Source organism: Paenibacillus ottowii, assembly GCF_006874425.1.
GTDB classification, from domain to species: domain Bacteria; phylum Bacillota; class Bacilli; order Paenibacillales; family Paenibacillaceae; genus Paenibacillus; species Paenibacillus ottowii.
In genome coordinates, this window is sequence record NZ_VIJZ01000007.1 from 140,323 (window position 1) to 152,778 (window position 12,456).

Annotated in this window: 10 protein-coding genes and 3 pseudogenes; 11 read left to right on the forward strand and 2 right to left on the reverse strand. The window is 40.3% G+C overall.

Features of this window, described 5'->3' with window-relative positions; translation table 11 throughout:
* Nucleotides 1–365 precede the first annotated feature (365 nt).
* The 7 genes and pseudogenes from FKV70_RS17185 to FKV70_RS17215 form a co-directional block, all read left to right on the forward strand.
* Nucleotides 366–1,523, forward strand: a complete 1,158-nt coding sequence (locus FKV70_RS17185; protein ID WP_142613603.1) for a serine hydrolase domain-containing protein — start codon at nt 366–368, stop codon at nt 1,521–1,523.
* Between the two features lie 82 nt (nt 1,524–1,605).
* On the forward strand, nt 1,606–2,940 hold the full coding sequence (locus FKV70_RS17190; protein ID WP_142613604.1) for an erythromycin esterase family protein: 1,335 nt from the start codon (nt 1,606–1,608) through the stop codon (nt 2,938–2,940).
* Between the two features lie 23 nt (nt 2,941–2,963).
* Nucleotides 2,964–3,335, forward strand: coding sequence for a hypothetical protein (locus FKV70_RS17195; protein ID WP_142613605.1), 372 nt, complete (start codon nt 2,964–2,966; stop codon nt 3,333–3,335).
* A gap of 149 nt (nt 3,336–3,484) precedes the next feature.
* A pseudogene (locus tag FKV70_RS17200) lies at nt 3,485–3,658 on the forward strand (MmcQ/YjbR family DNA-binding protein); the annotation flags it as partial.
* 73 nt (nt 3,659–3,731) lie between these two features.
* Nucleotides 3,732–4,157 (forward strand): MaoC family dehydratase, encoded by a 426-nt coding sequence (locus FKV70_RS17205; RefSeq protein WP_142613606.1) that lies wholly within the window; start codon nt 3,732–3,734, stop codon nt 4,155–4,157.
* Between the two features lie 920 nt (nt 4,158–5,077).
* The gene (locus FKV70_RS17210) at nt 5,078–5,896 is read left to right on the forward strand and encodes an alpha/beta fold hydrolase (RefSeq protein ID WP_142613607.1); all 819 of its coding nucleotides are present in this window, start codon (nt 5,078–5,080) and stop codon (nt 5,894–5,896) included.
* Nucleotides 5,897–5,949: 53 nt separating this feature from the next.
* A pseudogene (locus FKV70_RS17215) lies at nt 5,950–6,105 on the forward strand (SDR family oxidoreductase); the annotation flags it as partial.
* Between the two features lie 368 nt (nt 6,106–6,473).
* On the opposite strand, the pseudogene FKV70_RS17220 reads toward FKV70_RS17215, so the two are convergent.
* Both FKV70_RS17220 and FKV70_RS17225 read right to left on the reverse strand, forming a co-directional pair.
* Nucleotides 6,474–7,449, reverse strand: a pseudogene (locus FKV70_RS17220) (bile acid:sodium symporter family protein).
* A 171-nt stretch (nt 7,450–7,620) separates the two neighbouring features.
* Nucleotides 7,621–8,604, reverse strand: a complete 984-nt coding sequence (locus tag FKV70_RS17225) for a glycoside hydrolase family 5 protein (protein WP_142613608.1) — start codon at nt 8,602–8,604, stop codon at nt 7,621–7,623.
* 495 nt (nt 8,605–9,099) lie between these two features.
* On the opposite strand from FKV70_RS17225, the gene FKV70_RS17230 reads away from it, so the two are divergent.
* From FKV70_RS17230 to FKV70_RS17240, 4 genes are all read left to right on the forward strand, one after another.
* On the forward strand, nt 9,100–9,663 hold the full coding sequence (locus tag FKV70_RS17230; RefSeq protein ID WP_064796644.1) for a 5' nucleotidase, NT5C type: 564 nt from the start codon (nt 9,100–9,102) through the stop codon (nt 9,661–9,663).
* A gap of 125 nt (nt 9,664–9,788) precedes the next feature.
* Nucleotides 9,789–10,583, forward strand: coding sequence for a Nif3-like dinuclear metal center hexameric protein (locus FKV70_RS17235; RefSeq protein ID WP_142613609.1), 795 nt, complete (start codon nt 9,789–9,791; stop codon nt 10,581–10,583).
* 81 nt (nt 10,584–10,664) lie between these two features.
* Entirely contained in the window at nt 10,665–11,006 is a 342-nt protein-coding gene (locus tag FKV70_RS26690; protein ID WP_244310773.1) for a glycosyl hydrolase 2 galactose-binding domain-containing protein, read from the forward strand.
* A complete protein-coding gene (locus FKV70_RS17240; protein WP_244310774.1) occupies nt 10,963–12,402 on the forward strand; it encodes a DUF4982 domain-containing protein in 1,440 nt (479 codons plus the stop codon). Before FKV70_RS26690 ends, FKV70_RS17240 begins: the two co-directional genes overlap by 44 nt.
* Nucleotides 12,403–12,456 lie beyond the last annotated feature (54 nt).

The window sequence follows — 12,456 nt, forward strand, 5'->3', positions numbered from 1 at the left end:
AGATAACCTTGGAGGTGTTTTTACGTTGGCAACGAGAGTGAGTTACCCCCTAGAAATAAAGATGCAAGCGATTGAATTGAGTTATTCACTCCGAACAATATTAGGATTTATATAGCGTGACATTTTGACACTACCGTATATGACAGAAAAACACTTAGAATCACAGAGGCAGTTTAACACATTAACAATAAATGAGGAGGGGGGATTTTCATTGTGTATGATATGAAAAAAAGGAATTTACCGTTTGTTAGGACACAATAGCGTTTGTGAAAATAATAATGAGTAAAGATAATTGCAAATCCACTCTTGCCCTAAAACAGCAAATAACTACCGATACAATATGAATAGAGGAGAAGAATATCTTTATGAAAAAGCATTGTCAAATTGCATCTACAGGTTTAGTCCTTTTAATGGCTGGAAGTTCTCTGTTATACACAACACCAACCTCAATTGTAAAAGCGGAGTCCATTCAAAATGTATCTAGTCCGTTACAAACAAGCACTCAAAGTGAACGTAATTCCGTCAAAGAGGCAATGCGGGATACATTGCAACTTGGATATCCTGGGATACTTGCTAAAACTTCTAAGGGCGGAAAAACATGGAGTTATGCCGCTGGGTTAGCGGACCTGAGCACCAAGAAACCAATGAAAACAGATTTTCGCTTTCGCATTGGTAGTGTAACGAAGACATTCATTGCAACAGTTCTACTTCAATTATCTGAAGAGAACCGCTTGAATCTAGACGACTCCATTGAAAAATGGTTGCCTGGTGTCATTCAAGGAAACGGATATGATGGTAACCAAATTACTATCCGGCAGATATTGAATCATACAAGTGGTATCGCTGACTATGTAAATTCAAAAGACTTTGATTATACGGATACAAAAAAATCGTATACGGCTGAAGAATTCGTAAAGATGGGGATTTCTCTTCCCCCAGACTTTGCCCCAGGAAAGGGTTGGTCTTATTCAAACACAGGATACGTAATACTGGGGATCCTTATTGAAAAAGTAACTGGAAACAGCTATGCGGAAGAGGTTGAAAATCGGATTATTGAACCGCTTGATTTGTCAAATACATTCCTACCTGGCAATTCAAGTGTGATTCCAGGCACCAAGCATGCCCGTGGCTATTTCCAACTAGACGGAGCAAGTGAGCTAAAAGACGTTACTTATATTAACCCAGGTAGCTCGGATGGAGATATGATTTCTACTGCTGACGATTTAAACAAATTCTTCTCTTACTTACTCAGTGGTAAATTACTGAAGGAACAGCAACTAAAACAAATGCTTACTACAGTTCCTACAGATAGAGAAGGAACCGGATATGGTCTTGGGATCTTTGAAACTAAGCTTCCAAACGGTGTCTCGATATGGGGACACAAAGGTAGAGTTCTAGGGTTTACCACTTTTGCTGGTGGCACACTTGGAGGCAAGCATACATTGGTCGTCAATTTGAACAGCTTTAAAGCTGATAGTCCTGATCCATTTAAAAATATTTTACTTGCTGAATTTAGCAAGTAGGCAAAAAGGAAAACAATGGTTTAAACTGGGCTCCTTAGAGCATGTCGAAAAAACTAACAAATAAGTATTTTAGGAGGGTATTATGAAAAAGAAAATGATTATTGCACTTGGTGTTTTTGCTATGATACTGACTAATTTTGTAGGAAGTACTTATGCAGACTCGAAAACAGGAGTTTCTGTTACAGTTCCCTACAATACAAATCAAATAACGGAATGGTTAGAAATGCATGCAAAGCCTTTAAAAACAACTAATCCAACTGCATCTTTTAATGATTTAAAACCACTTAAGAATATGGTAGGTTCAGCTTCAATTGTAGGTTTAGGTGAAGCTACGCATGGGGCTCATGAAGTTTTTACAATGAAACAACGCATTGTTAATTATTTAGTATCTGAAAAGGGATTCATCAACTTAGTTTTAGAAGAGGGATGGGACAGAGCTTTGGAGCTTGATCGATATGTTCTTACTGGTAAGGGAAACCCAAGCCAACATCTATCACCTGTATTTAACACAAAAGAAATGTTAGATCTACTTAGTTGGATTCGACAATATAATGCTAATCCAAAACATAAATCTAAAGTGCGTATCATTGGGATGGACATTCAATCAGTAAACGAGAATGTTTATAATAATATAATAGAATATATAAAAAGAAACAATTCAGATCTTGTGCCTAGAGTAGAAGAGAAGATAAAAGGTCTTATTCCTGTAACAAAGGATATGAATACTTTTGAGAGCCTTACGAAAGAAGAAAAAGAAAAGTATATTGCAGATGCTAAACAAATCAGTGCTTTATTAGAACAAAATAAAAGTGATCTAAACGGAAAATCCAAAGAATTCGCATGGATAAAACAAAATGCTCGTATTATTGAACAGTTTACTACAATGTTAGGAGGAACATCCCCTGATAAACCATCGGATTTTTATTTGAAACATGATATTGCAATGTATGAAAATGCGAAGTGGACTGAAGAACATTTAGGGAAAACCATAGTTTGGGGACATAATGGACACGTTTCGAAAACAAATATGATTCCATTTATATACCCTAAAGTAGCTGGGCAGCATTTAGCAGAATATTATGGAGAACGGTATGTATCTATTGGTACATCTGTTTATAAAGGGCAATATAATGTCTATAATAATGACGGTGAATTTGGCCCATATGGAATATTAAAATCAGATGATCCAAACAGTTATAATTACATTTTTGGACAGGTCAAAAAAGGTCAATTTTTTATTGATTTACGTAAGGCGAACGGAGTGACAAAAACTTGGTTAAACGAACAACATCAAATTTTCGCTGGAATAACTAAAGAAGGCCCTGCTATACCAAAAACTGTTGATATATCATTAGGTAAAACGTTTGATATACTTGTTCAAATTCAAAAAGTCAGTCCCTCTCAACTACATCAATAATTTGTAATAATGTGCGAGAAGGCTTGCTTAAGGGCACAACGATTCGTGAAAAGTTTGATTTGGTTGGAATCGGGTTATCGAACTTGGGAAACAATATCCTCAGGGCGTTCAATTTATTAAGCAGTATTCGTTCTCGCCTTATTATTTACGAAGAGGTAAAGCAAGAAGTCTACACCAGCGGCTGGTGTGCGCCAATGAACGAGTTATATCAAGAAGCTATTCAGGAGAAGTTATTTATCCCGATGAATCAGAAAATGATGGTGCAGATGCATTACGGGACATTTGTTTATATGCTGAAGGCCCATCTACATGGAATCTTCGAGTTAGGCAGTGAGAGCGTTAGTGGTGCAATCCGTTTGTGTTGGAATGCTGTAACTCTTAGAGATTTAACATAGGTAGATGGACAATAGTCGCCCTCAAAGGAAATTCGATAACAACCTTTGAGGGCGGCTTCTGTTTTATGGATGGTTTATTGAAAAAAAATGAAGTTGTGTACTTAGTAAGTATTTAATAAAAGACAAATGAGCAAGTATCATCAGCTCATGCTTATTTTTTGCGAAAAGCGTTTAAAGAGGTAAAGCCTGGTTATCACATGAACAAGGAACATTGGAATATAGTAATATTAGATGGTGATCTGCCAGAAGATGAAATTCACGATATGGTGCATCATAGCTTCGAATTGACCAAGCCAAAAAGCACCAAAAAACATACTAGCTAAAGATAAATTTCTTATTGACAATTAAATTTTGCGGAAGTCATTATGTATAAGTATCCATTTCGAGAGGTGTAATATGAAGTTTAATGAATTCTTTATAGGGCAGCGGTTCGAGACTGATTCTATAAGAGTAACCAAAGAAAAAATTATGGAATTCGCATCTGAATTTGACCCTCAGTACATGCATTTGGATGAGAAGAAAACTCAGGAAGGCATGTTTGGAGGAATTATTGCTTCAGGAATCCAAACATTAGCCCTAACATTTAAACTATGGGTAGAGTGTGGTTTATACGGTGAGGATGTAGTGGCTGGTACTGCTATGGATAACATCCGATTTATAAAACCTGTATACCCTGATGATGAGTTACATGTAGTTGTTGAAGTCATTAATCTAGAAGATAACCGAAAGAATACAGGGATTGTAACTGTGAATTTATCTACTTTTAATCATACGACTCAAAAAATTTTTGAAGGGGATCTTTCTGTAATAATAAAAAAATAACGTATCTTTAAATAAATGAAATTGACAGGATATCCCTAATTCATGTATTCCAAAGCGGGGAGAAAACATAGTAGCTCTTATCGTCAGCGCAAAGGAATACACAAAAGATAATTGTGTCCGTTCAGAGGATGGCTCCTGCAGATGCAGGAGCTGTTTTTGTTTGCACTAAACATTCAGTTGGCAGCATCATTGACACTGACCAGCACCGGGAAAATCCAGTGATGTTCTGTTGGGGGAAGCAAAATTTAAGGAACTCCTTTATGAGAACACCGGCCACCGTCGCTAGCGCGTCGATCGCGAAGCTGACATCATTCCGGAAGAGTTGGGGGCGAAAACTCAGCTGCGCATGCAGGCCACGCATCGCCAGTCTATAAATTTATTGATCTCAGTCTATAACTTTATTGATCTCAGTCTAGTTCTTTTTTGTTTAGTCTAAAACATTATTATTCGCTAACAATTGACAATGAAGAAGTAGTACAACTTCTTATTAATTGTATAGATACGCATTTTTAGAGTTTATTCTCAGAAAATTTGAAAAATTAGGGTGGACCGAATAACTTCGAGTCAATGAGTTCTCACTAATTATGAAAATGATCGTTGAATTATCATATATTCAGCTTGTTGTTTTCTCATTAATTATGACACCACACACTGTGAGTAATCATTATAGTTGAGACCTTGGTTCGTCAGAAACATCGATGAATCAGGGATTTCCTGCTTTATTTAGTGATGAATAATAAAATAGCAAGTTAGTTTAACTCCGAAAATAAGAATGGCGAACGAGTGTTCTTTACATATATTATGCATGCTTATATAATAAAAACGAGACGGAAACGAAGATCTGGTTTGCTTGATAAAACATTGTAGATTCTACTTTAGTGTGAAAATATTATAAATAACTCAATTTTGGAGGAGTCTGTATGCCATATTGTAAAGTCAAGAATGCCAATATATATTACGAGGAAATGGGTACAGGTAAACCGATTATAATGATCCATGGTTTTACACCAGACCATCGGTTAATGAGTGGGTGTATGGAACCGATATTTGAAGATATCCCCGGTTGGCGTCGTATCTATCTTGATTTGCCTGGAATGGGACAAACAAAGGATTACGATCAAATATGTAATTCAGATGATATGCTAGAAGCAGTTATAAATTTCATTGAAACTCTTGTCCCAAATCAAGATTATCTCATAGCAGGCGAATCTTACGGTGGTTATATTACGAGAGGCATAATTAATAGACATAAAGATCGTATTGGTGGAGCCGCACTGATTTGTCCATTAATTATTCCTGAACACAAAAGAAGAATACTTCCCGAGCATTTTGTTGTTCATAGTGATCGCGAGTTTATGGATACGTTAAGTGAAGAGCAAATAAGTGATTTTAGCGCCAATCAAGTCGTTCTCGATGAATATAATTGGAAAAGGTATTCTGAAGAGATCGTGGCAGGTTGTAAGATCGCTGACTACGATTTTCTTAGCAAGATTCAAAGAAACTATGGCTTTTCCACCAATATAGATGAATTAGTTTTTGATAAACCAACAGTATTTACTCTTGGGCGACAAGATGCAGTCGTTGGCTACATAGACGCTTTCAGAATTTTAGACAATTATCCTAGAGCAACCTTTGCCATTCTAGATCGAGCAGGTCATAATCTTCAGATTGAACAGGCTCTATTATTTGAGTCACTTATGCGTGAGTGGCTTGAAAGAGTAACAGAGTTTGGATTTTAGTTGAATATTAATCCATTGAACTCCCTCAATATGATTTAGTTTTCTCACTCATCAAAGAAATGCTTACCCACTTAATTCAAGCGACTCCATTGCAGTGACTGGGTCGGCCTGAGGATGTAGCTAACGCTGCTCTGTTTTTGGCTTCGGACGAGTCTTCATACATTACGGGATCGGAGCTTGTAATTGACGGTGGTTTTTCTGCCCAATAACATTAGGCTTCACTTTACTGGAAATGGATATCTGGCCAGGTTATTCGGGCTACTCCTCCGACATTAACCCACTTATCTGGAATGCTTGTAAAAAAAGAATTGGCTTTACGAGTGGCGGATGAGGAGGACCGACGGATTGTGTACCTGTAAATAACTGACGCTGGGGCCGAAATGCTAAATAAAGCGCAGGAAGAAGGACGACAGCTTAGAAGAGAACTATTTGAAAACCTAGCTGAAGAAGAAAGAGAGTCTTTATTGTCTGTTTATGAAAAACTAAATAAGGTAATGAGTGAGGATTGATACAGGTAATCATAAAGAAGCCGCCATGTTGGCGGCTTCTTTTATTGATCATTGGAATCGCTCCGATTTTAAGAAGCAGAGACCGTACTGCGCTTATTCTTAGCGTTGGCACGGTCACGGCGACTCAGCAGAAATCCGACCAGGGATGCTGTGGATTGCTGGAAAATCATTGCGAGCACCACAGGCAGCGCTACCGGAGCCGGGAAGTAGGTGATGGTAAGCACGGCCCCGGCGCTAATATTGCGCATGCCGCCATTGAAGACAAGCGCTGTACGGTCTGCATTATTCCAGCGCATCAGCCCTGATATGAGATAACCAATCGCATATCCAGTAGAGGCAAGGATAATGATGGAGAGGCATACGCCGACAAGCTTAAGATTAAAATCGACCAGATAAGGTGCGATGACAGATCCGTTAATCATGACGACAAGAAGCCATAGCCAGCTTGGAGAACGGCCCCAGCCGAGGTCCCCACACCTGCGTAATCTGCCCTTTAGTCCATTCGTTTAACACCATGCCGATTAATGAAGGAACGACAATCATCCAGAATAGGCTCTGCATCATTGCCCAGGTGTCGAGCTGCACATTCGCTCCGATCAGCAGAGACATGATGCCAGGTACGGCGAATGGGGCCAAAATTGTATCGATCAGAATGATCGCCAAGGTCAGCGCTGTATTGCCTTTGTAGATATTGACCCATACAAAGCTGGAAATGCCGGTAGGGATAGCTGCACCAAGAATCAGCCCAGTAATCGTATGAAGATCATTATTGAAAGCCAGATGCCCAAGCAACATAGCGAGAAGCGGCATGGCGAGGTGAAGAATAAACAGACAGGCGATCAGCGGACCAGGATGCTTGATCACATGGATAAAATCCTTGAACCCCATGCCGATGCTGCACGCGAAGGTCATGAAGGCAAACAGCCAGGGAGAAAGCCCGGTATATTGGGACAACGGCGTACCGATCAGGACGCCGATGAGGATGCTGATGGGTGTGATTAACGGCATAGCTGCATTTAATCTTCGATTCAACGTTACGAGCATACAAAACTTCCTTTTTTGAACTTAAGTATAGACGTGCCTTTTGATCCGTAAATGATCGATGTAGGGGGAGCTCATCTATGGATCAACAGATCAGGTGATTGTAAACTGAGCGTATTCCGAATTACCGTATAACCCAGGAAGTGTAAGTTCAGAGACGCATAGCGGGTACTTTTAGAAGATACCTGCTTTTCTCGATGTTTCTTTGATCCCATTGGCTCCCTCTACCACGGTACGGCCCCAATCGGTCAGATTGCCGTTAGGTCCTGTCACAAGATCAAGATAATTAAGGTTGGAGCTATTGCCATACCAGGACCAGGCTAACCAGCCTACGCTTTTAGATTGGCCGTATCTCATGATTTCTGTCTCGTCGACGTCTGCTCCCTGATGGTAACCGCCAAATTCACCAATAATCAAAGGGAGTCCTTGATTCAGAACGTTATCAATATTGGTTCGAACCGTTTGAACATCTTTACCAGCAAACTCATACATATGGATGGAGAATACCGTATTCTTCAAAGCATCAGCTGCAAATACAGATTTACCGAAGTCATTGATAGATTGAGGATATTGTCCCCAGCCCGCACAATCGACGATGAGCGTATTTTTGATACCTGCGTTTCTCAACTTGGGAATCGCTTGCTTATACCCATCTGCCCAACCGCCTCCGTTCCAAGAGCCATACCATTCGTTTGCAATGTTCACGATAACCCGATCTTCCTTGCCGATCAGGGCATCTTTTATACTAATCCAGTAATTCACAGCCGCATCCAAAGACGCATAGTCGTCTTTACCTGTAGCGTCATGAACCTCAAGTACAGGAATCATTTTATAACTTGTGACTAGGGAGATAATATTTTTTACGGAGTTTATATCATCTTTGGTGTATTGGGTTCCGTTGGAAAGGACAATCCGGACTGTATTAGCACCTGTCTTGGCAATAGCAGGGATGGCAGTATTAAGATCGTTCTTGTACCACGTGTGAGCATGATTGACGCCTCTCATAACAAACGGTTTGCCTGTAGAATCATACAGTTTGGTACCGTTTACATAAAACCCTGAAGCAGCTTGCGCCTTGGAGATGAATCCCCCCAAACCAATCATGATAAGCAGACCAGCGAGTCCAGACAATAAAGCTTTTCTTAACAATGCTTTCACTTTTATTCCTCCCTAAAATATATTATTCAACTTTCTGCTAGATAGAGGTGGAGTAGGTATGCAAGTATGTAAATAGCAGTAAGTTAAACACATTATGAAGCGCTTTCATGTTTGTTGATGGTTATTTTTTGTTATTCTATCATTTGCGATTATGTTATTCAATTGATTTTTTTAATTTATTTTTGTTTTTGGAGTGTTCCTGTATGAATTTCTTATTTGAGTGGAGTTTTTAAAGGTTTTATTATGATTATCCTGTCTAGTATGATCTATTTACTTGATTTATTTGTTAGTATATTAGTTATGTTTCACAAAATAAATAATAACTAATTTATTTATATTATATTTTTTTTATATAGAAACCTAACAATATGTTTGGTTGGTTATCAGAAGTCATGTCAGGTATCGATGGTATAGTCCATGCCCAGCTTCACCATGGTATTAAATTGTTGTATGATATTCTCGTAATACTTTTAACAGAATGGATAGGAGCAGATGATGAGAAAACCAATCATAGCAGTCGATATGGACGATACGATCTGTCATCTCGTCAAACGGGCTATATACCATAACAATAGTGAATTCCCCACTCATCCGCTTCGTTATGAAGACATGTTAGATTGGAATACCGATCATCTACGTCATCCCAAAAGCACACATGATGTATTTTATGGACGACCGGGTTTGTTTGAGGAACTTGAACTGTATGACGAGTATGTCGTAGAAGAAATGGAGAAGCTTTGCAATGCTTTTGATGTCATTATTGTGACAGCAGCAGAACCGAAAACCGTCGTGGAGAAATGGAATTGGCTTCAAAGGCATATGCCATTCATCCCGATCGAGAACTTTTTCCCTTGTAAACGAAAGAATCTGATTAACTATGATCTCCTGATTGATGATGGTCCCCATAATCTAGTGCCTGCACTGGAGGAGGGGAAGAAGGTGCTTTGCATTCCTCATCCATGGAATTTGAGAGCAAGAGAGCAATATGAGTTTCCGGTCATGGCATCTTGGCAAGGAGCAAAAGAACGAATCGACTCCCTTTTGGGAGTTCTGAAATAAAAAATAGATGCATTCGTAAAACAGCTAGTTCCCTTGGAACTGGCTGTTTTTGATAGAAATAATAAATCCCATAATAGAATAAAATGGTACAATGGACACATATTTTTATGGGGAGGGATACGTGTATGACCATGACTATGGGGCAGATGGTGATTCATCTGACAAAGGGAATAGACACACCCGATACAAGCGTAGATTTGCTTGACCCAGAGCTTAGAAATACTGAGATCCAGGGAATTGTAACCGCTTTTTGTGCATCGCAATATGTGATAGAGCAAGCTATTTCTCTTGGCGCGAATTTTATCATTACGCATGAAGGTATTTATTATAGCCATCACGAGATGCGGGAATGTTTACTTCATGATCCCGTCTATTTGCACAAATCTCGCCTGGTCGCTGACTCAGGTGTAGGGATTTATCGTTTTCATGACACCATACACCGTTATCAACCGGATGGAGTGATGGTTGGACTTCTTCAGGCGCTTGATTGGCACCCTTACGTTGTGAAACAGCAGCCTTCTTCCGCCATCTTGACTATTCCGGCTATGCAAGTGAAAGAAATCGCTGAATATATAAAAGCCAAACTTCATATTCGTTATGTACGAGTAGCTGGCGAGGTATCCATGCCATGTGAGCGAGTGGGAATCTTAGTCGGATATCGGGGAGGTGGTGAACTGGCCATACCCTTATTTCTACATGAACATGTGGACCTGATTATTGCTGGTGAAGGGCCCGAATGGGAAACACCAGAATATGTGAAAGACGCTGTTTATCAAGGGAAAAATAAAGCGCTGATCATGCTGGGACATGCTGAAAGCGAAGTGCCTGGTATGAAGTATCTTGCCGATACACTTTCCACCCAATTTCCAATGCTCCCCGTCTATTTTGTTGAGGACCGCCCCGTGTTTCAGATATTGTAAGCGATAACATACCTATGATGATGATCATCCCGCACTGTTGTTTATATCCGTTCATCTACTTTATGAAATGGAGGCAAAATAATGGGAAGCAGAGTGATTATGCCGTTCAGAACAGATTGGAAATTCGTAGAGGGTAACTACACAGGTGCTGAGAAGACAGACTATAACGATGGGCATTGGCGGAGCCTTCATCTTCCTCATGATTGGAGTATTGAAAAATCCTTTGATCCAGATATGCCGTATGGCGGCAATCAGGCTTATTTGCCCAGGTGGGCTGTCGGATGGTACAGAAAGCATTTTAATGTGAAGCCCTCCTCTCCAAAGCAGCGTGTATACATACAATTCGACGGTGTTCACAGTAACAGCGAAGTTTGGCTCAATGGGCATTTTGTGGGAAAACGTGATCGCTGTCAAAGTGGATAATACGCTTCTACCACCTGACAGATGGTATTCAGGGGCCGGGATTTATCGTAATGTCGGGCTGATTTATACCGATTATCTTCACATCACCGAATGGGGGACTACTATTACTACGCCTGAAATTTCGCCAGATGAAGCCAAGGTGAGTGCCAGAATTCAGGTCAGCAACCATCATGAGCATGCCGTAGGGTGTACGATTATGACTGAAATACTGGATTCAGAGGGAGAAGTAAAAGGAAAAATTGAAAAAAGAGTAACTCTTGCAGGCTTAGCATCAGAAGAAATGGAGCAGGAAACACGAGTTTTAGAGCCAGAATTATGGTCACCGGACCATCCAGTGCTCTATGAAGCCCAAACGACAATCTATTGCGGCAATACTGAGGTGGATCGTTATCGTACCCCTTTTGGCATAAGAGAAGTGATCCTCGATTCTCAAACGGGATTATTGCTGAATGGAAGCAGCTTGAAGCTGAAGGGAGTGTGCATTCACCATGATTTAGGCTGTCTGGGGGCGGCTTACCATGATACAGCCATGAAGAGAAGGCTGGAGAAGCTGAAGGAAATGGGCTGTAACTCGATCCGTTTTGCTCACAACCCTATGGCACCCGAATTATTAGATTTATGTGATCCGATGGGCTTCCTGGTAGTTGATGAGGCTTTTGATAAATGGAAATCTCTTTCCTATGAGCATGTATTCAAACCCGTATCTTATCTCCAGCAAAGTCTATGGTCTGATCAACCCGTTGTACACATAGCCGCATTTAACGATCATATGAAATCGGAATATAATCCGACATGGACAATGCACTGGAAATCGCCGGCTATGGAAGATCACTGGACATTCCCTGAATATGCAGGAAAACTGATACGGTTGGTTACCTTCACCAATTGTGAGCGCGTAGAATTGATCGTGAACGAGGAATCATACGGTGAGAGGAAATTGGCTGATTACCCTAATCATTTAATTCTATGGGAATTACCCTATACACCAGGTAAAATCCGGGTGATAGGTCGCAACGGGAATCAGCAGGTTTGTGAGCATGAACTGACCACTGCCGGGCTTCCTTATGCTCTAAAACTGGAGGCTGATCGGACGACTTTACCCGCTGATGGGCATGAAATATCCCATGTGGAAGTAACGGTTATAGATCAACAGAGAATTGTTGTACCCAACCAGGATGTTAATTTGAGCTTTGAACTGCATGGTGATGGCTGTATCCTTGGAATAGACAATGGCGATCTCACCAGTGAGGAATCCTACCAGGGGCAAGGGAGACGAACACACAGAGGAAGATGTCTTGTGATTGTGCAATCCGGGGATGTGGCTGGTGAGTTGGTGCTGCAAGCATCAGCAGATGGTGCGTTACAGGGAGAAATTAGATTGAAAATAACTGAATAATTAAAACAAAAAAGGGCGTGAATCAGCGCCCTTTTTCGTTTGCAAGAACAGTCT

What these genes read in the sequence shown, in the direction of transcription:
- FKV70_RS17185 (WP_142613603.1), top strand. Translation starts at nt 366, where the DNA reads ATGAAAAAGCATTGTCAAATTGCATCTACAGGTTTAGTCCTTTTAATG.
- FKV70_RS17190 (WP_142613604.1), top strand. Translation starts at nt 1,606, where the DNA reads ATGAAAAAGAAAATGATTATTGCACTTGGTGTTTTTGCTATGATACTG.
- FKV70_RS17205 (WP_142613606.1), top strand. Translation starts at nt 3,732, where the DNA reads ATGAAGTTTAATGAATTCTTTATAGGGCAGCGGTTCGAGACTGATTCT.
- FKV70_RS17210 (WP_142613607.1), top strand. Translation starts at nt 5,078, where the DNA reads ATGCCATATTGTAAAGTCAAGAATGCCAATATATATTACGAGGAAATG.
- FKV70_RS17230 (WP_064796644.1), top strand. Translation starts at nt 9,100, where the DNA reads ATGAGAAAACCAATCATAGCAGTCGATATGGACGATACGATCTGTCAT.
- FKV70_RS17235 (WP_142613609.1), top strand. Translation starts at nt 9,789, where the DNA reads ATGACCATGACTATGGGGCAGATGGTGATTCATCTGACAAAGGGAATA.
- FKV70_RS26690 (WP_244310773.1), top strand. Translation starts at nt 10,665, where the DNA reads ATGGGAAGCAGAGTGATTATGCCGTTCAGAACAGATTGGAAATTCGTA.
- FKV70_RS17240 (WP_244310774.1), top strand. Translation starts at nt 10,963, where the DNA reads ATGGGCATTTTGTGGGAAAACGTGATCGCTGTCAAAGTGGATAATACG.